Consider the following 20,138-nt stretch of genomic DNA (forward strand, 5'->3'; position numbering starts at 1 on the left):
GTCGAAAGGCTCAGTCTCCGGCGGGGTCCGGCAGCCGGATCATCCCTTCCTGGGCGATGGTAGCCACGAGCTGGCCTGCGCGGTTGAAGATCCTGCCCGTGGACAGCCCACGGGCGCCGGAAGCGCTGGGGGACTCCTGGACGTAGAGCATCCATTCATCAACGCGCACCGGGCGGTGCCACCACATGGCATGGTCCAGGCTTGCTACCGACATGCCGCGGGTGGCCCAGGAAACGCCGTGGCGGCGGAGGACGGGCTCAAGGATCGTGTAGTCGGTGGCATAGGCCAGGGCGGCACGGTGCAGGTTCTGGTCATCGGGCATGGGGCCAAAGGTCTTCATCCAGACCGCGTTGCGGGCCGTCCGCTCAGGGTCGGTCTCGAAGTACACGGGCTTGTCCACATGGCGGATGTCCATTGGACGGTAGTAGGACCAGGCCTTGGCTACCGGATGGTCGAAGGAGGCCAGCAGGTCCGCAGTTGTAGGCAGGCTCTCGGGATCGGGGACGCCCTCGGGCATGGGCTCCTGATGGTCGAGCCCGCCGTCCGGTACCTGGAAGGAGGCAATCAGGGAAAGGATGGGCACGCCGTTCTGGTAGGCGTGGGTGCGGCGGGCCGAGAAGGACCGGCCATCCCGGAGCCGCTCCACTCCGAAAGTGATCGGCACTTCGGTGTCCCCCGGACGGAGGAAGTAGCCGTGCATGGAATGCATGAGCCGGTCGGCCGGAACTGTCCGCGCGGCGGCCACCAGCGACTGGCCAAGGACCTGCCCGCCGAAGACCCGCTTGCGCGGCTCGTGCTGGGAGCCGCCAACGAAGATATCCTCGTCGGTTTTTGCCCCGCCCGCATTGCTCAGATCCAGAAGCTCGATCAGCGCGGCAGTCGGATCAAAATTCTCGGCTGATGCCATGGGTTATTGCTCCTTGAAGGCAGTGTTCTCAGGCGGTGAAAGTTCCGGTCCCGGCAAGGGGACCATCTTTGAGATTAGACGTACCTGCACGCAAGGCCCAACATTCGGTGCCGCGGGGACCGAATGTGCCCGCAGCCGGAGAATGGAGCTTTCGTGCTAGCCGGAACCTTCCTGACAAGATGGATGCCATGGCTATCCACCGCTTTCCCATCCAGCTGCGCTTTGGCGACGAGGACTCCAACGGTCACGTCAACAATGTCCGGTATGTTCAGTTCCTTGAGGAAGCCAGGGTCCGCCTGTCGCTTCTTCCGCTGCCGGGCACCGGGACTGGCAGCGGGACGGAGACCTTCCGGTCGCTGACGGCGGAGGCCGGGGTGACGCTGGTGGCACGGCAGGAAATCGAGTACCGCGCGCCGCTGACCTACCGGCAGGCGCCGGTCTGGATCGAGATCTGGGTGAGCAGGATCGGTGGATCAAGCCTCACCTATGGTTTCCGCCTGACCGACGCCGAAGCGGGCACCGGAACGGTCTTTGCCGTCGCCGAGGCAGCCATGGTGATGGTCAGCCGGGAAACCGGAGCCCCTTTGGCCCTGTCCGACCGGCAACGCCTGATCCTGGAAGGGTGGCGGAGTGGTCCGGTCCCGTTCCGGCGCACAGCCGCGGCTGAGGTGGCGAACTGATGCAGGCGCAGAACCTCGTGCTGGGCGACCCGCAGGTCCGGGCAGACTTGAAGAACCTTGTGTCCAGGGCACGCAGTGCCGACGACGGCGCGGTCCGGCTGCAGGCGGTGGGTAACACCCTGGCTGCGTATGTCTGCGTGCTGCGTCCGCGGATCCTGGGTGAGGACATGCCCACCATCCTTGGTATGCGTGCCATGCCACTGGCTGAACCGGCGGAGCTGGACACCACGGTGGCTCTGGCGGCCGTGGCGGATCGCTTGGCGCGGATGGAGGAAGATGATGTCCGGCTGCCTGTGCCGCCCATGACGGTTTCGGAAAGCTGGGCCGGGATCGCCGCTCCGCGGAGCGGATGGCAGCGGGAGGCAGACGTGCCCGTGGCGCTGCTGGAACAGACAGCGCACCGGGGGATCAGGGAAGTAGCCGCACGGATGCCCGGGCAGCCCGGAGCCGCCGTCGTCAGCAGTGTCCGGGGGCCGGTGTGGAACGAAACGATCCCCGGCCTCGGAGCGCCGCTGCCCGCAGGCGCGGCCTTTGCAGCACTCACCCTGGGATTCCTTCCGGATCCTGCCGGGGGTGCCGCAGCTGCCCTGTTCAGTAACGGCCGGTGGCTGCGGCTCTCCACGGACCGCGGGCACGTCCTGGTGCGGCCGCCGTCGCTCCTGTTCCAGGCAGGGAACCCGGTTACGCGGAGTTGACCATGGAGTGCGCGGCGCGGTCCAGATAGTCCCAAAGCGTCGCCTCGTGCAGGGGAGCGAGCTCCAGCGAGTCGACGGCGGCACGCATGTGCCGCAGCCACGCATCCCGGGCAGCCGGTGTTACCTGGAACGGCATGTGCCGCATCCGCAGCCGGGGATGCCCGCGCTGCTCGCCGTAGGTCTTGGGCCCGCCCCAGTACTGTTCCAGGAACATCAGCAGCCGCTCTTTCGCCGGCCCAAGATCCTCCTCGGGGTACATGGGCCGCATCAGCGGATCCTCCGCTACACCCGAGTAGAAGACGTCCACCAGTTTCACGAACGTGTCATGGCCTCCGACGGCCTCGTAGAAGTTATAGGCCGGCGTGCTGAAACCGGTGCCGGGGTTCGCTGCGGTCAAGGGCAGGGAAGCCGGGCGCTGGGGTTGTTCGGTCATTACTTCTCTTCTTCCTTGGCCATCGCGGCCGTAGCACCAGCAACGGGTTCCGCGGCAGCATCCGGTTCCACGAACCGACCCTGCGAACGGTTGCCCACCTTGGCGAACTCGCCATTGCGGATGTACCAGATGACGCCGCGCTCATCCACGATCCGGGTGATACGGATTCCCACGGACTGGACGGTTCCGGTGGTGTCCCCGACTTCGATGACATCCCCGATCCCGTACTGGTCTTCGATGGTGATGAAGAAGCCGGCAAGAGCGTCGCGGATGAGTTCACGCGCCCCGAAACCGAGGGCGATGCCGACAATACCCACGCTGGCCAGCAGCGGAGCGATGTTGATACCGACGGCATCGAGAACCATGATGATGACGACGGTCCAGATACCTACCGTGACCGAACTGCGCAGCAGGGCGCCGATGGTGTCAGCCCGCTGTACCCGCCGCTTGTTATCGAGGTTCCGCATCACCGGCTGGGCCCAGCGGAGACGGCCCGTGCGGAACAGCGCCGATCCCTTCTGCGCCCGCTCCACGACCTTGGAAATCAGGTAGCGGGCGACCAGCCAGGCCACGAGTCCGGCCAGGACGATGATCCCGGCTTCGAGGAGCCCGGAGAAATCGAATTCGGTCATCTCGATGGTTGCAGTGTCTGTAGTTGCCGGAAAGCGCACGGGTATGGGTTGTCCTTTGCAGTCGGGGAGGGGTCCACTCCCAGATTACCCGCTGGCATCAGGCCTTGATCGAGCCTTCGTGCCGGACGGGGAAGTTTACGCTGCGGGCGATGAAACACACACGGTTCGCTTCCTCGTGCAGGGTATTCGCCAGCTCCGGGTCACCCGATGCGATGCGGACCCGGGGCCGCAGCAGCACGGATGTGAACTCGCCGCTGCCGTCACGGTTCAGCCGCAGCGTCCCCTCCGCATCGTCTTCGTAGGACACAACGCTGATTCCGTGCTTCACCGCCACGTGCAGGTAGGAGAGCATATGGCACTGGGAAAGCGCCGAGAGCAGCAGCTGCTCCGGGTTCCACCGGTCCCGGTCACCGTGGAAGGTCGGGTCCGCGGTCCCGGCCAGATCGGGCAGCCCCGCAGCACGCAGCACATGGTCGCGCCCGTAGCCGCGGTAGGTCTGCGTGCCGGTGCCGCGGTTGCCGGTCCATTCCAGGGAGACACCGTAGCGGTGTTCAGAGAGATTCACAGCTCCAAACTACCGTGCGGGGCCCCTGGCCGGGACAGGCAGCCGCGGCACCAGGACAACGGACAGGGATCCTAGCGGTCTACGGCCTGCGCCTTCAACGCGCGGACAACGCCGTCGCGGCTTTCGAGCAGCAGCCTGCGAAGGGCCGGCGCGTCATCCCCGAGGGAGTCCAGGAACGCGTCGGTGCGGTCCACCGTTTCCTGGGTGGTCAGTCGGGACGGGTAGAGCCCGACGACGATCTGCTGCGCGATCTCGTGGGTGCGGGAGGCCCACACCTCGCGGAGGGCCCCGAAGTACCGGTCCGCATAGGGCTCCAGGAGGGAGGTGTCATGGACCCGGCTGAACCCGCCGATCGCTGCGCGCTGGGCTGCGTTGGGCAGATCGGAGCGGACCACGATCGTGTCCCAGGCCGCCGCCTTCGCATCAGCGCTGGGCAGGGCCGCGCGGGCACCGGCCGCTGCCAGCTGACCTGTGGCAGTGGCATCGCGTTCCAGCTCTGCGGTGATATCGGCTTCTGCCATCCGTCCTCCGGCCACCAGAGCCGTGAGCAGCTCCCAGCGCAGGTCGGAATCGACTTCCAGCCCGTCCAGGGTGAGATCGCCGGAGAGGAGCGCTGCCACCGTGTCCAGCTGTTCCGGAGATTCAGCGTGGGAGGCGAAAGCCTTGACGAACTGGAGCTGCGAATCGGATCCGGGGGCAGCTTCGCGGCTGAGCTCCCACAGGCTGTCAGCTGCGGCAGCGGTCATCGGCTGCCGGTCCTCCGGCGCCACGTAGAACGTGAGCGTGGTGGCCAGCTGCCGCAGCAGCACCTGCACCACCGAGGAATCCGATTCGGAGGCGATGTTCTGCAGCACCAGTTCCACATAGTTGCGGGCGGGGATTTCACCGTCGCGCGCAGCATCCCACGCAGAGGCCCACACGAGGGTGCGCGGCAGGGAATCCGCAATGTCGCGGAGCCTGCGGGTAGCCAGCCGCCAGGAGGCGTCATCAAGGCGGATCTTGGCGTAGGCCAGGTCGTCGTCGTTCAGCAGCAGCAGGTCCGGGCGGGCGCGTCCGGCCAGTTCCGGCACGTCGGTGAGTTCGCCGTCGACGTCCAGTTCAATGCGGTGGCTGCGGCGCAGCTTTCCATCTTCATCCGCGTCATAGAACCCAATGGCCAGGCGGTGCGGTCGCAGGGTGGGGTAATCAGCGACGGCGGTCTGGCGGACCGCGAAGGACGTGATGACGCCGTCGTCGTTTACTTCCAGCTCCGGACGCAGGGTGTTGACCCCGGCCGTTTCCAGCCACTTGGCGGACCACTCGCCCAGGTCACGGCCGCTGGCTGCCTCAAGCTCGGAGAGGAGGTCCGCGAGCTCGGTATTGGCCCAGGCATGCTTCCCGAAGTACTCCCGCACTCCCTGCATGAATTTGTCCTGGCCCACCCAGGCCACCAGCTGCTTCAGGACGGAGGCGCCCTTGGCATAGGTGATGCCGTCGAAATTAACCAGGACATCTTCCAGGTCGCGGATCTCTGCGACGATCGGATGGGTCGTGGGCAGCTGGTCCTGGCGGTAAGCCCAGGCCTTCTCCATGGACGCGAACGTGGTCCACGCCTGCTTGAACTCGGTTGCTTCGGCAGCGGCAAGGGCGGACATGAACTCGGCGAAAGATTCATTCAGCCAGAGGTCGTTCCACCAGCGCATCGTGACCAGGTCCCCGAACCACATGTGGGCCAGTTCGTGGAGGATCGTGGTGGCGCGCCGTTCCACCGTGGCATCCGGTACGCGGGAGCGGAAGACGTAGCTTTCCAGGAAGGTGACAGCCCCGGCGTTCTCCATGGCTCCGGCGTTGAACTCCGGCACAAACAGCTGGTCGTACTTCTCGAAGGGGTACGGCGTGCCGAACTGCGCCTCGTAGAATGCAAAGCCCTGCCGGGTGAGTTCGAAGATGTTCTCCGCGTCGAGGTATTCCATCAGGGAACGGCGGGCGAACACACCCAGCGCGATGGTGCGGCCGTCGGAGCTGGTGAGCTCGGACCGGACGGACTGGTACGGGCCGGCGATCAGCGCGGTGATGTAGGAAGAAATCCGCGGAGTCGGCTCGAAGGACCAGGTGGCACGCGGGTGCTCGGTGTCGGTGGCGTCGGCGGCAACCGGTTCCGGCGTGGGGGAGTTGGAGATGACATCCCAGTGCGCGGGGGCGGTGACAGTGAACCGGAAGCTGGCCTTGAGGTCGGGCTGCTCGAAGACGGCGAAGACGCGCCGCGAATCCGGGACCTCGAACTGTGAATAGAGGTAAACCTCGTTATCCACCGGGTCCACGAAGCGGTGCAGCCCTTCGCCGGTGTTCATGTAGGACGCGTCGGCTTCCACCACGAGCTCGTTGGCAGCGGCCAGGTTGGGCAGCTGGATCCGCACGCCGTCGGACACCGTTTCCGGATCCAGGCCGACGCCGTTGAGCGTGATCCGGTGGACGTTAGCCGTGACAGCGTCGATAAAAGTGGAGGCGCCCTGGGCCGCCGAGAACCGCACCACGGTGGTGCTTCCGAAGACTTCGTCGCCGCGGGTCAGATCGAGGTTGATGTCGTATGACTCGACATCGATCAGTTCTGCCCGTTCACGCGCTTCAGTGCGGGTGAGATTCATACCTGGCAAGGTAGAGCCTTTCGAAGTGGAGAGTGCAGCCGGCGGTCCGTTCAGAACCGCACGGCGTCAAGTGAATAACTGCAACATTCTCGCACTTTGCGCCATTCTGCCAAGTAGGAGCGGATGTTGGAACCTCTATCGGGCCACACCTACACCCGTTCCGCCATTCCGAGCCCATCGCCCTGTCAACGGCTTGTCGCCGAGATCTCCGAACATGAAGGATTGATGTGCTATTACGCGAATGTTGCTGTTACTCAAATGCCAGTAATTTCCGCGCTGGACCCCAACGGTGCTGTAACCATCCCTGTCCCAGTCTCCAGCGACCGGGGTGTCAGAAGCATTGCCGTACAGGAAAGTGCCTTCAGCCACCGGTCGAATATTGCTGTTTGTTAGGAAGAAGCGCTTCGCGATGCCCTCTCCGCGAGCAACCCCGAGAGTGTCGTAGCCGTCTCCGTTCCAGTCTCCGATGACGGCTGTATCACCGCGGTTACCAAAGGGAACGATGCCGTCAGCCATACCCGAGCTGTTCGTGTTTTTGAGATACGCCGTCCCGTTGCGGTAGACGCCAATGGTGTCTTTGCCGTCCCCATCCCAATCACCGCAGATCGGCTGGTCACCGGGGTCGCCGAAGACGATGCGCGTGGTCGACGTTCCGGAGGCGTTGTTACTGATTGTCCAGATTCCGCGGAAGAAAGTCGCGGGTGTCGCCTGGCCATCTCCGTCCCAGTCGCAAGTCAGAAACTGATCCGTCGGTACACCGAAGGTCGTCCCTGTGACAGGATTTCCGTTGAAATACAAGGATCCGCGTTTTGCGCCGGCAGAAATGGTGATCGACGCTGAGGTGGAGCTGACCGAGTTGATTTTTACGCTCACCCCGGTATGGGTACTGAAGGTCTGGCCTGCCTGCCATGCATGGTTGGTGTTGTAGTAGCCGGCGAACGGTTTGGTAGAGGGCGGAATGATGAGTGAATTTACAGCCCAGGAGTTGGCTGCATCTGCCTTGACGATCTTGATTCCGCGATTGCCCGCGGAGCCCCACTGAAGATGCTCGTCGTAGCCGACAGGCTGACGCAGCTCAATATAGTAGGTCTCACCGGATTGAGGGTCTCTGAATTTCACGGCCCGGTTTGCTGCAGTGCCACCCCAGGGCGTCAAAGTGTAGGTCTTGGAGCCGTCGGCATTGCCGGCGTTCAGAATTTCGTTGCCCCTGCCAAATCCGCCGGCGTCCCAGAAATAGGCGTTTATAACCGGGTGGTAGTACTGGGCTGAACCCATCAGGTCGGTGGTGTCGCCGTACTCACGACTGCTGCAGGCGCCGTCAGTCCATCGGCCGTTCGCCGCACTGACATCCGACCGGCCGTTGGTGCATTGCAGGCTGTTGGCGTGCAGCAGCCCCAAAACGTGCCCGACCTCGTGCGTGACTACGTTGTTAGTGAACGAGGAAGGCGCGGGCATCAGGATCCGGCCCGCAGTACCACCTGTCGTCCACCCACCGCCGAGGATGCCGCCGTAGCCGCCGGATTTAAGATCTGCGGTTGGCACAAACACGACGAGGGCGGTGTAGGGGCTATCCACCCACTTCAGCTCGCGTGCGATTTTGTTCATCATCGTGGCGTAGTCGTCGTTTGCATGTGCGGAGGCGCTGTAGTGCACCTTTTCGGAGACGATCGACATGGAGAGCCGGTTGTTGGACATGGCCTTCCAGTAGGAGTTGGCACTGGACACGGAGTTTCGAGCCGCAGCCAGATTCACCAGGTTGCCGTTGCCCTGCACCGTCGCCCGCACCAAGGTGACCTTGATGTTCCCGGCGCGGGCAGCGGCGGACAGCATGCTCGCGGCACCACCCCTGGCTTGAGTGGAAGCTGCCTGCTCGTGTTCTTCGGTCTCCACGGCGGACCGGACGCTTCCATCTGCTTCGGTAATCAAAGGAGTGTCCGGCCCGGGAACGACGTGGCCTTCGCCAACAGGCACGTAAACGAAGCCGTCGTCGTCCGGTTCGCTGGTTTCTTCGTCTGCTGGTGGCTGGGTGGTGGCTGCAGCCACGTCGGAGGTCGGGGCTGCCGCAGGCGGGACCGGCACCTCCGGCGACGGAACGATCGTTTCAGCAGACCCGCCGTCCGGCTCGCCTTCGCCCGCGGCTGGCGGCGACGGAGCCGGGAATGCAGGATCCACGGCTATTTCAGAGCCGTCAGCCGGGTCCGTCGCCTGAACTGTGGGTGCCAGCGCGGCAGCAGGCGCGGCCAGGCCGCCCAGCGTCAGCGCGGACATCAGTGCCGCAAGAAGGGCGAGTTTTCCGGTTTTCATGGCGGTCCTTGCATAGCGTGTCGACTCCGGTTCCGGGGCTGCGGTCCTGCCGGGACTCTCCGTTGACCGGAGCTGCCGGGTGGATTTCCGGTCCCAGCGAAACCGCCTGCACTCTCTGCTATCGGCCGCCATCGCGTCAGCGTTACCGGTTTGGAAGTGGCAGCGCCAAAAAAGTTAGGCTTGACGTGGCAGTCCTTCCACCTTCCAATGAACGGAAACCAATGCGCGTCCACATCGCAACCGACCATGCCGGGCTCGAGCTTTCAGCACATCTGCAGGAACACCTCGCCGCGAAGGGCTACGACGTCGTAGACCACGGGCCGCAGGAATACGATGCCGAGGACGATTACCCGGCATTCTGCATCAATGCCGCTGCAGCCGTCATCGTGGACCAGGAATCGGGGCTCAGCGCGCTGGGTATCGTCCTGGGCGGTTCGGGCAACGGCGAGCAGATCGCCGCGAACAAGGTCCGCGGCGTCCGTGCGGCGCTGGCATGGAACCTGGACACAGCCCGCCTGGCACGCCAGCATAACGATGCCAACGTCGTGGCGGTGGGCGGCCGCCAGCATTCCCTGGCGGAGGCAACGGAGATCATTGACGCGTTCCTGGAAGAGCCTTTCAGCGATGCTGAGCGGCACATCCGCCGCATCGCGCAGATTGCCGAGTATGAAGTCACCGGAAGCATCGCCGCCAGCTGATGCCTGAAGGCCACTCCATCCACCGCCTCGCCCGGCAATTCACCTCGGTGTTTGCCGGGCAGCGGCTTTCTGTCTCCAGCCCCCAGGGCAGGTTCGCCGCGGGCGCCGCCCGGCTGGATGGGCAGACCCTGGTGGCAGCCGCAGCCCACGGCAAGCAGCTGTTCCTGGAATTCGACAATGAACTGTTCCTGCGGATCCATCTGGGGCTCTACGGAGCGTTCGACTTCGGCGGGGACGAGACTTTCCGCGGTGCCTCCAGCATCGGTGCCCCGCGCAGGGTGGGGGAGCGGGAGCTGGCTGACGACGACGGCGGCAGCGGCGGCACTTACGCCGGCCCGCCGCCGCCCAAGGGCGCGGTCCGGGTGCGACTGGTCTCCGAACACGGGTGGGCCGATCTCCGCGGTCCGACGGCGTGCGAGGTCATTACACCCGGGGAGCAGCGGGCTGCGCTGGCGAAGCTGGGGCCGGATCCGCTGCAGCCGAACGCCGATCCGGAGGAATTCGTGCGGCGTCTGACCACGCGGGCCTCACCCGTTGGCCTGCTGCTTATGAACCAGGAAGTGCTGGCCGGGGTTGGAAATGTCTACCGTGCGGAAGTTCTTTTCCGCCAGCGGCTTTCCCCCTGGCGGACGGGGAAAGCGCTGTGCAGCGAACAGGCGCTGGAACTCTGGAACGACGTCGTGTCTGTCATGGGTGACGGCGTGGCCGCAGGTCGAATTGTTACGACGCGCCAGGAACACCGCGGCGACCGTGCCGTGCCCGTTCCCACGGGGGAGGCGCACTACGTCTACAAACGCCAGGGTCTTCCGTGCCGGATCTGCGGCTGCGAGATAGCCATGACGGAGATGGCTGCCCGGAAACTCTACTGGTGTCCGGCCTGCCAGCAGGATTAGGCGTCAAAGACGCACAAAAACGACGCACAAAAAAGTCCCTGTTCCTCCTGCGGGCAGTTGCTCGCGGGGAGGGACAGGGACCACTTTGAAAGGATTTTCTGATGGAGGGGATGACGGGAATCGAACCCGCGTAATCAGTTTGGAAGACTGAGGCTCTACCATTGAGCTACATCCCCGGCGCCGTAAGGCAGAATTTACCTTAGCACGGCTTTTCGGCGGATGAATAATCGGTGGTGTCCCCACCGGGATCAGGCGTTCAACAGGGGTTCGGCATCCCGGAATTGTGCATCGGACTTGCAATGCCGGTAGGCTGTCAGGTGCACTGACGGGGTGTAGCTCAGCTTGGAAGAGCGCCTGCTTTGGGAGCAGGAAGTCGCAGGTTCAAATCCTGTCACCCCGACTCTGTATAAACGACGGTGCAGATCAACCCCAGACCCCTCAGGAGAACTAACGCTGTGAAGAGCGCTGTAGAAAACCTCACACCCACGCGGGTAAAGCTCAACGTCGAAGTTCCGCTTGAGGAACTGAAGCCGAGCATCGACGAGGCCTACAAGACCATCGCCACCCAGGTGCAGGTCCCGGGCTTCCGCAAGGGCAAGGTCCCCAACCAGCTCATCGATCAGCGCGTTGGCCGTGGCTATGTCCTGGAAACCGCCATCAATGAGGGCCTCAACGGCTTCTACCAGGCAGCGGTCCAGGAAACGGGCATCCGCCCGCTCAGCCGCCCTGAGGTGGAAATCAGCGAAGTGCCGGATCCGACCTCCAACGAAGGCCAGCTGGTCTTCAACGTCGAGCTGGATATCCGCCCCGAAATCGAGCTCCCGGATTACGCCGGCATTGAGGTCACCGTCGAGGCTGCAGAAGCCGGCGACGCGGACATCGAGAAGGCACTGGACGAGCTGCGTGGCCGCTTCGGCACACTGAAGTCCGTCGACCGCCCGGCCGCAGACAACGATTTCCTCACCATGGACCTGGTCGCCAAGGTTGACGGTGAAGAGGTCGATTCGGCCGCAGACCTGTCCTACCAGGTTGGCGCCGGCACCATGCTTGAAGGCATGGACGAAGCAGTTACCGGCCTGTCCACGGACGAGTCCGCAACGTTCAACACCAAGCTTGCCGGCGGCGAGCACGCAGGATCCGACGCCGAGGTGACCGTTACGGTCAAGGCCGTCAAGGAGCGCGAGCTGCCCGAGGCCAATGACGATTTCGCCCAGCTTGCCAGCGAATTCGACACCATCGCTGAACTCCGCGAAGACCTGGCCAAGCGCGCTGCCGAGTCTAAGGTCATGGAGCAGGGCGTAGAAGCCCGCGACAAGGTCCTGGAGAAGCTCCTGGAAATGGTCGAGGTTCCGGTTCCGGAATCCGTCATCGAAGAGCAGCTGGAGCAGCACTTCAACTCTGACACCGAGCACGCTGCAGGCGAGGATCACGACACGGAAGAACACCGTGCCGAGATCCGCACCAACACCGAGCAGGCGTTCAAGAACGAAATCATCCTTGACGCCGTGGCGGACAAGGAAGAGGTCGGGGTCAACCAGAACGAGCTCATCGACTACATCGTCTCCATGGCCGGCCAGTACGGCATGGACCCGAACCAGTTCGCCCAGCTGATCGACCAGGGTGGACAGGTACCGATGATGGTTGGCGAAGTCCGCCGCCGCAAGGCCCTCGCAAAGGTCCTGGAACTAGCCAAGGTCACCGACACCACCGGTGCCGAGGTTGACCTCAGCGCATTCGTCCGCCCGGAAGGCGAAGAAGCAGCTGCCGAGTCCAGCGACGAAGCAGCAGAAGAGACCACCGGGGATAAGGCCTAGCCTTTTCCCGCCCGGCTTGTCCGGACACGAAGCGCCGCAGCCTTTTGGGCTGCGGCGCTTCCTGCTTTTAACCGGGTCCGTGCTTTACCCCCTCCGGCTGCTTAACCCGCAGGCCGGAGCCGTGCCGTTGCGGTCCACCAGCCGCACCGCCCACCGTGCGCCGTCAGCGAACAGCGCACGTAACGGGAGCAAAAGCCGCGTTGGAGAGGTTAGTGTCCAAGGAGAGATAAACGGCGGAGGCCGGTCCGGTGCAAAGCGGACCCGTTTACCGCCAGAGCGAGAGGTCACTCAGTATGGCAAATGCACCCAGCACACCCACTATGGCTACTGTGGACCCGGCCAGCCGGGATGACTACATCTACAACCGGCTGCTGAAGGAACGGATCATCTGGCTCGGCTCGGAAGTCCGGGACGACAACGCCAACGCGATCTGCTCCCAGCTCCTGCTCCTCTCCGCGGAGGATCCCGAGAAGGATATCTACCTCTACATCAACTCTCCCGGCGGCTCCGTGACCGCCGGTATGGCCATCTACGACACGATGCAGTTCATTCCGAACGACGTCGTGACCGTTGCCACCGGCCTGGCCGCCTCGATGGGACAGTTCCTGCTGTCCTCCGGCACCAAGGGCAAGCGTTACGCCACCCCGCACGCCCGCATCCTGATGCACCAGCCGTCCGGCGGCATCGGCGGCACCGCTTCTGACATCCGCATCCAGGCCGAGCTGATCCTGCACATGAAGCAGGTTATGGCCGAGCTGACTGCAGAGCAGACCGGACAGAGCGTCGAGACGATCCTGAAGGACAACGACCGCGACAAGTGGTTCACCGCTGAAGAGGGCCTCGCCTACGGCTTCTTCGACAAGATCTCTGCCCACGCCGGCGGCGTCACCGGCGGCGGCGGAACCAACCAGGACCTGGATGGCGAGCAGGAATAACCACCCGCGGCCGGCCAGCGCACCACAGACTTCAGGAGTAAAGCAATGAACCACAATTTCGGAACCCCGGGCAGCATGGCACCGCAGATGCCGTCCAGCCGCTATGTCCTGCCTCAGTTCGAAGAGCGCACGCCTTACGGCTTCAAGCGCCAGGACCCTTACACCAAGCTCTTTGAGGACCGCATCATCTTCCTCGGCGTCCAGGTTGACGACGCGTCGGCAGATGACGTTATGGCCCAGCTCCTGGTCCTGGAATCCACGGATCCGGACCGGGACATCACCCTGTACATCAACTCTCCCGGCGGATCGTTCACGGCCATGACGGCCATCTACGACACCATGCAGTACATCCGCCCGGAGATCCAGACGGTCTGCCTCGGCCAGGCAGCCAGCGCTGCCGCCGTGCTGCTCGCTGCCGGCACCCCCGGCAAGCGGCTCGCCCTTCCCAACGCCCGTGTGCTCATCCACCAGCCGGCGCTTGGCGGCGGCGAACGCGGGCAGGCATCGGACCTGGAAATCCAGGCCGCAGAAGTCATGCGGATGCGTACCTGGCTGGAGGATACCCTGGCACTGCACTCCAACAAGTCCTCTGAGGAAGTGAACCGGGACATTGAGCGCGACAAGATCCTCACCGCGGCGGGTGCCCTGGAGTACGGCCTGATCGACCAGGTCCTCGACTCCCGCAAGATCAAGACCCCCGCAATCAACAAGGCCTGATGGGGTTTGCTGCCGCACCGCCTGCCGGCTGAGCCGACGGAGGTGCGGCACCGGCCCCGTCGGCGCCAGGAAGCCCGTGGAGCGGAAAATCCGCACCACGGGCTTCTGGTTGCTGATTACCGCACCCAAGTGTCCTAGAGTGGATCATGGTGACTGGCACGCTTTTCCTTCCGGCACGTATTTGCACCGATACCTAAACCGCTGACGAAGGACCATCTAAAGGGGACAGAATTATGGCTCGCATTGGTGAGAGCGCAGATCTGCTCAAGTGCTCTTTCTGCGGAAAGAGCCAGAAGCAGGTGCGCAAGCTCATAGCCGGCCCCGGCGTCTACATCTGCGATGAGTGCATCGAACTTTGCAATGAGATCATCGAGGAAGAGCTCTCTGAAGTAGCCGAGGGCGATTCGTTTGTCCTGCCCAAGCCCCGCGAGATCTTTGACTCGCTGCAGGAGTACGTTATTGGCCAGGAACCGGCCAAGCGTTCCCTCGCCGTCGCCGTGTACAACCACTACAAGCGCATTCAGTCTGGCCATGCCAGCCGCGGTCCAGGCAGCCTGGCGGATACCGTCGGCACCGAAGACGTCGAAATTGGCAAGTCCAACATCCTGCTGATTGGTCCGACCGGCTGCGGCAAGACGTACCTGGCCCAGACTCTGGCACGCCGCCTGAATGTGCCGTTTGCCGTCGCCGATGCGACCGCCCTGACCGAAGCCGGTTATGTTGGCGAGGACGTCGAGAACATCCTGCTCAAGCTCATTCAGGCCGCCGACTACGACGTCAAGAAGGCCGAGCAGGGGATCATCTACATCGACGAGATCGACAAGATCTCGCGGAAGAGCGAAAACCCCTCCATCACGCGGGATGTCTCCGGTGAAGGCGTGCAGCAGGCGCTGCTGAAAATCCTGGAAGGCACCGTGGCCTCCGTTCCGCCGCAGGGCGGCCGGAAGCATCCGCACCAGGAATTCATCCAGATTGACACCACCAACGTGCTCTTCATCGTCGCCGGAGCCTTTGCGGGACTGGAAGAGATCATTGGCTCGCGCTCCGGACGGAAGGGGATCGGCTTCGGCGCACCCCTGAACGAGACCAGCAAGGGTACCGATTCCTACGCGGATGTTATGCCCGAGGACCTGCTGAAATTTGGGCTGATTCCTGAATTCATCGGCCGGCTGCCGGTGATCACCACCGTGTCCAACCTGGACCGCACCGCGCTGATCCAAATCCTTACGGAACCCAAAAACTCCCTGGTCAAGCAGTTCCAGAAGATGTTCCAGCTGGACGGTATCGAACTTGCCTTCGACACCGAAGCGCTGGAAGCCATCGCGGACCAGGCGCTGGAGCGGGGCACCGGTGCCCGCGGCCTGCGGGCGATCCTCGAAGAGGTGCTCCTGCCGGTTATGTTCGACCTCCCGAGCCGCGAGGACATCGCCCGCGTGGTGATCAGCCGCGAAGCCGTGACGGAGAAAGCCGATCCCACCCTGATTTCGCACGATGTCATCGCCAAGCGGCGCAACAAGTCCGCCTAGCGATCACAGCACCAACCCCAGTACGACCATGCCTAGGAGTGTCCACGTGCCCGAAAATACCGCGACAGCCGACTTTTGGTTCGACCCGACCTGTCCCTTCGCCTGGATCACGTCCCGCTGGATGGGCGAGGTGGAGAAGGTCCGGGATGTGCAGACCGAATGGCACGTGATGAGCCTGTCGGTCCTCAACGAGGGCCGCGAGCTTCCGGAAGCCTACCGGGAACGCATCGACCGGGCCTGGGGTCCGGTGCGCGTGATCATCGCGGCCGCTGAGCTGCACGGATCGGAATACATCAAGAAGCTCTACGATGCCATGGGTACCCGGATCCACGACCAGGGCATCAAAGACTTCGACGAAGTGATCTCCAAGTCCCTGGCTGAAGTGGAACTTCCCGCGGACCTGGCCCGCTTTGCTGCCAGCGATACGTACGATACCCAGCTTCGCGCTTCCCACCAGGAAGCCATCGACAAGGTGGGCGACGACGTCGGAACGCCCGTGGTGGCGTTCAACGGCACCGCGTTCTTCGGCCCGGTCCTCACCCGCATCCCGCGCGGGGAAGAGGCAGGCAAGATGTTCGACGGCGCCCTGCTGCTGGCTTCCAACCCGCATTTCTTCGAAATCAAGCGCAGCCGCACCGAGGACCCCGCCTTCAACTAGTCACTGGGCCGGGCGGGTTTCCGCCCGGATGATCTCCGCCAGCTGAGTGAATCCCAGCCGTTCCGCGTTCTCCAGCGCCGTCCGGCCTTGGGGATCACGGATACCTGGATCGGCTCCGGCTGCCAGGAGCTGGCTGAGGATGTCCTGCAGGGCGGGGACCGCCGCTGTTGAGCAGCACGGCTTCCTGCAGTGCTGTCCAGCCCAGGTTGTTGACGTGGCTCACCGGCACACACGGCGTTGATGAGGATCCGCGGTGAACCGCGGGAAATTGGTGCCGTCGTCCGGCATGCCCTGCTGCGGATGGTCCAGAGTGCTGCCGCCAATACGCCGCTGCACACCTCTGCGGCCAGCGCCACCGTCACCCGGGGTTTCCTGCCGGAAACTTTCACGCTGGATTTCCATGACGACGGCGCTGCCGGACCCATGGGATACCTGCTCAAGGTCGCGTCTCCGGAAGAGATCTTTGCGGCGGTGCGGGGGCGCGGTGCAGGGCCGGCGTCTGTCTATCTCAGAGGCCACGGTGAAGACCCACCTGGCGCACATTTACGTGAAGCTGGGAGTGGAGAGCCGGGCAGCCGCGATCTCCACTGCCATCCGCCGGGAGGGTATGCGCTGACATCCCTCCCGGCGTAGAGCCTGCGCTGTCCGCCGGCGGGGCTAGCCGGCGAGGGCAGCCAGTGCCGGGTAGGAGGACTGCGCGCCCGGAAGCGTCGCTGCCAGCGCACCGGCCTTGGCGGCAAACCCGGCAGCCGCGGGCAGCGTCTCGCCGGCCGCGAGCCGGGCGGCGGTGGCCGCCGTGAACGCGTCGCCGCAGCCTGTGGTGTCCACCGCGCTCACCCGGACGGGAGCTATCTGCACAATGCGGTCTTCACCGGCAGCGGTGCCGTCCAGAACGACGGCGCCGTCCCCGCCCAGTGTGATGACGGCGCGGTTAACGCCCAGGCCGGCGAAGGCCTCGATGACGGCTTCCCAATCCGCTGCAGGATCAGCCACGCCGGAGACCTGGGCGGCCTCATGCGCGTTGACCAGCAGCACATCGGTGAGCGCCAGCAACTCGGCGGGAACCTCACGGTACGGCGAGAGGTTCAGCAGGACGGCGGCGCCCGCCTGGTGCCCGGCCTTCGCTGCGGCGGCCACCGTTTCCAGCGGCACCTCCAGGCTTAGGCAGAGCACGGCCGCGTCGTCGAACAAGCCGGCCGGCAGATCGGCTCCGCTGAGTGTGCCGTTGGCGCCGGGGGAAACAATGATGGTGTTTTCCCCGGCGGCGTCCACCACGATCATGGCTGTGCCCGTGGCTGTGTCCGGGCGCCGCAGGACCCGAGAGGCATCAACACCGGCCTCGGCAGCCGCCTTCAGCAGCAGGTCGCCGTGCCCGTCGGCCCCGACCGCACCGAAAAGCCGGACCTTGGCGCCCAGGATGGCCGCTGCGGCCGCCTGATTGGCGCTCTTGCCGCCAGGGACAATAACCAGCTCCGAGCCGCCCAGCGTTTCGCCCGGGGAGGGGAAACGCTCAGTGCGGACAGTGAGGTCAGCGTTCAGCGAGCCAACAACTACAACTTTTCCGGCGGACATGCGCAGGACTCTCCTTTGAGGGGGATCAGCGGGTGGCGGTGGCGGTCTCGGCGTGAACTTCAGCGTCGACCGGTTTCGGAATCAGGAAGGACGCGGCCAGGGCCAGCACCAGAATCACCAGACCGGTAATAATACCGCCGTAGTAGCCTTCGGTGCCGGAGCCGTCCGCAGCGGTGGTTGCCGTCTTGACCGCGTAGATCACCGCGAAGCTCAGTCCTGCACCCAGGTTGAAGGCGCCGGCGTTCAGGCCCGGCAGGAAGCCGGGGTTCTCCTTGGGGGAGAGCACAATGCCCAGGCCGTTGAGCATGATGTTGCCAATGCCGGCGTAGGTGATGCCGACCAGCAGGGACACACCCAGCAGCCCGAGCTTCGAGTCGCTGCCGACTACCAGGAGCATCAGCGCCAGGGCGATCACGGATCCGATCATGCCGATCCGGAGTACCTTGCCGTAGCCCCACGTAGCGGCGAGGCGGCCGGCGATCGGACCCATCACCAGTCCGGCGATGGCGTACGGGGTCAGTGTCCACCACGCGGACTCTTCGGCGCCCATGCCGAAGCCCACGGCGCCGTCCTGTGCGAGTGCAGGAATGATGCCGTTCATCACGGCAAACACGCCGGTCATGGTCAGCAGCGTCGTCAGCAGCAGCGACCAGGTGGAGCGCTGCTTGAGCAGATGGGTGGCCACCAGCGGATGGTCGCTGCGGTTTTCCACCTTCCAGAAGACCGCAAAGGCGATGACGGCGATAACGATGAGCCCGGTGACGAGCGGCCAGTTGGCCGCTGCGAGCTTGCCGGCCTCGTTGAAGGCGGTGAGCAGGGTGCCAACAGAGATGACCAGGGGAACCACACCCACCCAGTCCATCTTTTCCTTCTTCTCTGCGGTGGACTCCGGAGCCAGCGCCAGCAGCAGTACCGATGCGATGGCACCGACCGCTGCCATGGCCCAGAAGACCGAGGCGAAGCCGTGGTTCTGCGCCAGGTAGCCGCCGGCCAGGGCGTCAACTCCGGCGATGCCGCCGTTGACGGCGGTGATAACGCCCATGAGGGTGCCGTAGAGCTTCGGTTCGCGGATTTCCACCCGGAGCATGATCAGTGCCAGTGGAACCACCGGACCGGACACGCCCTGGATCAGGCGGGCGATGAACAGGACTTCGATGCTCGGTGCCAGGGCGGCAACCACTGAGCCGATGGTCAGGATCACCAGCATCCCGCCGAGGACCTTCTTGCGGCCGATGATGTCACCGAGCCGGGGGAGGAACAGGGAGAACAATGCTGCGGAGGTGAAGAACGCCGTCTGGCTCAGGCCAACTGCCGCCGAGGTGGTGTTCAGCTCTTCCTCGATGGTGACCAGGGCGGGGGACAGCATGGAAGCGTTCAGCTGGAAGGCTACGCAGGCGGCCAGCAGTGCTGTCATCAGCACGGCCACGTTTACGCGGCGCTGGGATGTTTTGCTCACAGGTCTACCTCGCCAATCCGCTCCAGCGCGTCCACAATCAGGTCCCAGAACTTCTGGTGGTCCAGGTCGACGGCGACGGAGGTGGTGCAGTCATCGGGCGCAGGGGCACGGAAGTCCGCTACCGTCATGCCCAGTGTCAGCGTGCCGGTCAGCTCCACATCCAGGGGAACGCGCCGGGTGGTCATAACGGAGGGGTCAATCACGTAGGCAACGGCGCACGGGTCATGGACCGGCGGGAAGTCGAAGCCCTGCGCGTCCTTGTAGGTCTTGCCGAAGAACTCCAGGAGCTCACCGACGAACTTCGCGGGCTTGGTGCCAACGGCGGCGATGCGGCCGGCTACCTCGTCCGTGGCCAGCGCCTGGTGGGTCAGGTCCAGGCCGACCATGGTCAGCGGCCACTTTTCGTTGAAAACGATGTGCGCGGCCTCGGGGTCGATGATGATGTTGAATTCGGCCACCGCGGACCAGTTGCCCACGTGGTAGCCGCCGCCCATGAGGACAACTTCCTTCACGCGTTCGGCGATGCGCGGTTCCTTGCGCACGGCCAGGGCGATGTTGGTCAGCCCGCCGGTGGGCACCAGCGTGACGGTGCCGGGTTCGTGGGCCATCACGGTGTCGATGATCAGGTCGACGGCGTGCCGCGGATCCAGCTCGATGGCCGGTTCGGGCAGTTCGGGGCCGTCCATGCCGGATTCGCCGTGGATGTCCGGAGCGTTTTCGATCGTCCGCACCAGCGGACGCGGGCTGCCTGCAGCGAAGGGGACACCTGTGATATTTGCGACACGGGCAATTGCCAGCGCGTTGCGGGTCACCTTTTCCAGGGTCTGGTTTCCGACGACGGTGGTCACCGCCAGGAGCTCGATCTCCGGGCTGCCGTGTGCCAGCAGCAGGGCGACCGCATCATCATGACCGGGGTCGCAGTCCAGGATGATTTTGGTGGGCATAACTTCTCCGCTTCGTTGAGGTTCCAGCTGGGGGACCGTGGGTCCCGTGGTGCAGTGCCCCGTCCTGGCTGTCCGGTCCGTGGTT

18 protein-coding genes, 2 tRNA genes and 1 pseudogene are annotated in these 20,138 nt (G+C 64.4%); 11 read left to right on the plus strand and 10 right to left on the minus strand.

All coding sequences use genetic code 11. The annotated features are described in order from the left end of the window. Nucleotides 1-10 precede the first annotated feature (10 nt). Complete coding sequence (locus AL3_RS04105; RefSeq protein WP_066297166.1) at nucleotides 11-907, minus strand: acyl-CoA thioesterase; 897 nt, start codon at nucleotides 905-907, stop codon at nucleotides 11-13. Nucleotides 908-1,095: 188 nt separating this feature from the next. On the opposite strand from AL3_RS04105, the gene AL3_RS04110 reads away from it, so the two are divergent. Both AL3_RS04110 and AL3_RS04115 read left to right on the plus strand, forming a co-directional pair. Beyond that, entirely contained in the window at nucleotides 1,096-1,587 is a 492-nt protein-coding gene (locus AL3_RS04110; RefSeq protein WP_066298353.1) for an acyl-CoA thioesterase, read from the plus strand. Further along, nucleotides 1,587-2,282, plus strand: coding sequence for a DUF8185 domain-containing protein (locus AL3_RS04115; protein WP_066297169.1), 696 nt, complete (start codon nucleotides 1,587-1,589; stop codon nucleotides 2,280-2,282). The genes AL3_RS04110 and AL3_RS04115 overlap by 1 nt, the downstream gene beginning before the upstream one ends. Here the strand turns inward: AL3_RS04115 and AL3_RS04120 are convergent. The 5 genes from AL3_RS04120 to AL3_RS04140 form a co-directional block, all read right to left on the minus strand. Further along, the gene (locus AL3_RS04120) at nucleotides 2,269-2,715 is read right to left on the minus strand and encodes a globin (RefSeq protein WP_083521432.1); all 447 of its coding nucleotides are present in this window, start codon (nucleotides 2,713-2,715) and stop codon (nucleotides 2,269-2,271) included. The two genes, AL3_RS04115 and AL3_RS04120, sit on opposite strands and share 14 nt — an antisense overlap. Continuing rightward, nucleotides 2,715-3,347, minus strand: a complete 633-nt coding sequence (locus AL3_RS04125; protein WP_066298356.1) for a mechanosensitive ion channel family protein — start codon at nucleotides 3,345-3,347, stop codon at nucleotides 2,715-2,717. The genes AL3_RS04120 and AL3_RS04125 overlap by 1 nt, the downstream gene beginning before the upstream one ends. Before the next feature lie 97 nt (nucleotides 3,348-3,444). Beyond that, a complete protein-coding gene (locus AL3_RS04130) occupies nucleotides 3,445-3,912 on the minus strand; it encodes an OsmC family protein (RefSeq protein ID WP_066297172.1) in 468 nt (155 codons plus the stop codon). Between the two features lie 71 nt (nucleotides 3,913-3,983). Further along, complete coding sequence (gene pepN / locus AL3_RS04135; protein WP_066297174.1) at nucleotides 3,984-6,536, minus strand: aminopeptidase N; 2,553 nt, start codon at nucleotides 6,534-6,536, stop codon at nucleotides 3,984-3,986. Nucleotides 6,537-6,671: 135 nt separating this feature from the next. Then, nucleotides 6,672-8,840: a zinc metalloprotease gene (locus AL3_RS04140; RefSeq protein WP_066297176.1), complete on the minus strand. Its 2,169-nt coding sequence runs from the start codon at nucleotides 8,838-8,840 to the stop codon at nucleotides 6,672-6,674. Between the two features lie 221 nt (nucleotides 8,841-9,061). Here AL3_RS04140 and AL3_RS04145 point away from each other — a divergent pair, with 221 nt between their 5' ends. Continuing rightward, a complete protein-coding gene (locus tag AL3_RS04145; RefSeq protein WP_066297177.1) occupies nucleotides 9,062-9,538 on the plus strand; it encodes a ribose-5-phosphate isomerase in 477 nt (158 codons plus the stop codon). Continuing rightward, on the plus strand, nucleotides 9,538-10,431 hold the full coding sequence (locus AL3_RS04150; RefSeq protein ID WP_066297180.1) for an Fpg/Nei family DNA glycosylase: 894 nt from the start codon (nucleotides 9,538-9,540) through the stop codon (nucleotides 10,429-10,431). The genes AL3_RS04145 and AL3_RS04150 overlap by 1 nt, the downstream gene beginning before the upstream one ends. A 102-nt stretch (nucleotides 10,432-10,533) precedes the next feature. On the opposite strand, the gene AL3_RS04155 is transcribed toward AL3_RS04150, so the two are convergent. Next, nucleotides 10,534-10,607, minus strand: a tRNA-Gly gene (locus AL3_RS04155). Between the two features lie 150 nt (nucleotides 10,608-10,757). On the opposite strand from AL3_RS04155, the gene AL3_RS04160 reads away from it, so the two are divergent. The 7 genes and pseudogenes from AL3_RS04160 to AL3_RS19035 form a co-directional block, all read left to right on the plus strand. Continuing rightward, nucleotides 10,758-10,831 (plus strand) — tRNA-Pro (locus AL3_RS04160). A 55-nt stretch (nucleotides 10,832-10,886) separates the two neighbouring features. Beyond that, nucleotides 10,887-12,245, plus strand: a complete 1,359-nt coding sequence (gene tig, locus AL3_RS04165; protein ID WP_066297182.1) for a trigger factor — start codon at nucleotides 10,887-10,889, stop codon at nucleotides 12,243-12,245. Between the two features lie 320 nt (nucleotides 12,246-12,565). Then, nucleotides 12,566-13,180, plus strand: a complete 615-nt coding sequence (locus AL3_RS04170) for an ATP-dependent Clp protease proteolytic subunit (RefSeq protein ID WP_066297185.1) — start codon at nucleotides 12,566-12,568, stop codon at nucleotides 13,178-13,180. Between the two features lie 45 nt (nucleotides 13,181-13,225). Continuing rightward, complete coding sequence (locus AL3_RS04175; protein WP_066297192.1) at nucleotides 13,226-13,897, plus strand: ATP-dependent Clp protease proteolytic subunit; 672 nt, start codon at nucleotides 13,226-13,228, stop codon at nucleotides 13,895-13,897. Between the two features lie 233 nt (nucleotides 13,898-14,130). Beyond that, nucleotides 14,131-15,423, plus strand: a complete 1,293-nt coding sequence (gene clpX, locus AL3_RS04180; protein ID WP_066297194.1) for an ATP-dependent Clp protease ATP-binding subunit ClpX — start codon at nucleotides 14,131-14,133, stop codon at nucleotides 15,421-15,423. Between the two features lie 28 nt (nucleotides 15,424-15,451). Continuing rightward, nucleotides 15,452-16,081, plus strand: a complete 630-nt coding sequence (locus tag AL3_RS04185) for a mycothiol-dependent nitroreductase Rv2466c family protein (RefSeq protein ID WP_066297197.1) — start codon at nucleotides 15,452-15,454, stop codon at nucleotides 16,079-16,081. Nucleotides 16,082-16,495: 414 nt separating this feature from the next. Continuing rightward, nucleotides 16,496-16,697: pseudogene (locus tag AL3_RS19035) on the plus strand (LuxR C-terminal-related transcriptional regulator); the annotation flags it as partial. 41 nt (nucleotides 16,698-16,738) lie between these two features. Here the strand turns inward: AL3_RS19035 and AL3_RS04195 are convergent. The 3 genes from AL3_RS04195 to uriH are packed head-to-tail and all read right to left on the minus strand — an operon-like array spanning nucleotide 16,739 to nucleotide 20,053. Next, nucleotides 16,739-17,653 carry a ribokinase gene (locus tag AL3_RS04195; protein WP_066297202.1) on the minus strand — a complete coding sequence of 305 codons (915 nt, stop codon included), beginning with the start codon at nucleotides 17,651-17,653 and terminating at the stop codon, nucleotides 16,739-16,741. A 25-nt stretch (nucleotides 17,654-17,678) separates the two neighbouring features. Continuing rightward, a complete protein-coding gene (gene uriT / locus AL3_RS04200) occupies nucleotides 17,679-19,109 on the minus strand; it encodes a uridine transporter UriT (protein WP_246168598.1) in 1,431 nt (476 codons plus the stop codon). Beyond that, nucleotides 19,106-20,053 carry a uridine-preferring nucleoside hydrolase UriH gene (gene uriH / locus AL3_RS04205; RefSeq protein ID WP_066297206.1) on the minus strand — a complete coding sequence of 316 codons (948 nt, stop codon included), beginning with the start codon at nucleotides 20,051-20,053 and terminating at the stop codon, nucleotides 19,106-19,108. The genes uriT and uriH overlap by 4 nt, the downstream gene beginning before the upstream one ends. Between the last annotated feature and the right edge of the window lie 85 nt (nucleotides 20,054-20,138).

Source organism: Arthrobacter luteolus NBRC 107841, from assembly GCF_001552075.1.
Classification (GTDB): Bacteria; Actinomycetota; Actinomycetes; order Actinomycetales; family Micrococcaceae; genus Arthrobacter_B; species Arthrobacter_B luteolus.

What these genes read in the sequence shown, in the direction of transcription:
- AL3_RS04105 (WP_066297166.1), bottom strand. Translation starts at nt 907, where the DNA reads ATGGCATCAGCCGAGAATTTTGATCCGACTGCCGCGCTGATCGAGCTT.
- AL3_RS04185 (WP_066297197.1), top strand. Translation starts at nt 15,452, where the DNA reads ATGCCTAGGAGTGTCCACGTGCCCGAAAATACCGCGACAGCCGACTTT.
- AL3_RS04140 (WP_066297176.1), bottom strand. Translation starts at nt 8,840, where the DNA reads ATGAAAACCGGAAAACTCGCCCTTCTTGCGGCACTGATGTCCGCGCTG.
- AL3_RS04125 (WP_066298356.1), bottom strand. Translation starts at nt 3,347, where the DNA reads ATGACCGAATTCGATTTCTCCGGGCTCCTCGAAGCCGGGATCATCGTC.
- AL3_RS04170 (WP_066297185.1), top strand. Translation starts at nt 12,566, where the DNA reads ATGGCTACTGTGGACCCGGCCAGCCGGGATGACTACATCTACAACCGG.
- AL3_RS04195 (WP_066297202.1), bottom strand. Translation starts at nt 17,653, where the DNA reads ATGTCCGCCGGAAAAGTTGTAGTTGTTGGCTCGCTGAACGCTGACCTC.
- AL3_RS04110 (WP_066298353.1), top strand. Translation starts at nt 1,096, where the DNA reads ATGGCTATCCACCGCTTTCCCATCCAGCTGCGCTTTGGCGACGAGGAC.
- pepN (WP_066297174.1), bottom strand. Translation starts at nt 6,536, where the DNA reads ATGAATCTCACCCGCACTGAAGCGCGTGAACGGGCAGAACTGATCGAT.
- AL3_RS04150 (WP_066297180.1), top strand. Translation starts at nt 9,538, where the DNA reads ATGCCTGAAGGCCACTCCATCCACCGCCTCGCCCGGCAATTCACCTCG.
- AL3_RS04120 (WP_083521432.1), bottom strand. Translation starts at nt 2,715, where the DNA reads ATGACCGAACAACCCCAGCGCCCGGCTTCCCTGCCCTTGACCGCAGCG.
- uriH (WP_066297206.1), bottom strand. Translation starts at nt 20,053, where the DNA reads ATGCCCACCAAAATCATCCTGGACTGCGACCCCGGTCATGATGATGCG.
- clpX (WP_066297194.1), top strand. Translation starts at nt 14,131, where the DNA reads ATGGCTCGCATTGGTGAGAGCGCAGATCTGCTCAAGTGCTCTTTCTGC.
- AL3_RS04175 (WP_066297192.1), top strand. Translation starts at nt 13,226, where the DNA reads ATGAACCACAATTTCGGAACCCCGGGCAGCATGGCACCGCAGATGCCG.
- AL3_RS04145 (WP_066297177.1), top strand. Translation starts at nt 9,062, where the DNA reads ATGCGCGTCCACATCGCAACCGACCATGCCGGGCTCGAGCTTTCAGCA.
- AL3_RS04115 (WP_066297169.1), top strand. Translation starts at nt 1,587, where the DNA reads ATGCAGGCGCAGAACCTCGTGCTGGGCGACCCGCAGGTCCGGGCAGAC.